General features: G+C 58.5%; 1 pseudogene. It reads right to left on the reverse strand.

Annotation, left to right across the window (positions count from 1 at the left end):
- Positions 1 to 429 (reverse strand): annotated as a pseudogene (locus HMPREF2554_RS09295) (hypothetical protein); the annotation flags it as partial.

Raw genomic sequence — 429 nt, forward strand, 5'->3', positions numbered from 1 at the left:
CAAGGGTTCGCGCGAAAATGGGCGATACGGCTTGCGGGCTCAAAAGAATCTGAGCCGTCACCCCGGCGTATTGCAGCTCTTTGACGATTTTAGCCTGGCGAATTGCCGAACCCGAAACGAAGATATTCGCCGAAGCCCCGTAGCTCTGGGACTCTTTCTTGACGTCTTGCGCCAGCTCACGCACATCGGTATCGCGGTCGTACGCATGTTTGGCTGCAACCTGCGGAATCTTCACCTCAGTATCCTTGGGTGCTATCACGATGCTCTGGGTACTCGGCTGCGAAGCCTGCACATACGCCTGCGAAAGCTGCTCGGGGTTGGGGGCCAGGCTCCAGACTCCGCGCCCGGTATCTACGCTGTCGTAGACCTCAATCACCGGGATGCTGCTCTCACGTGCCGCACTCGTCGCACCCTTAATATGCTCACCCG

This window comes from Rothia sp. HMSC071F11 (assembly GCF_001809115.1).
Taxonomy (GTDB): Bacteria; Actinomycetota; Actinomycetes; order Actinomycetales; family Micrococcaceae; genus Rothia; species Rothia dentocariosa.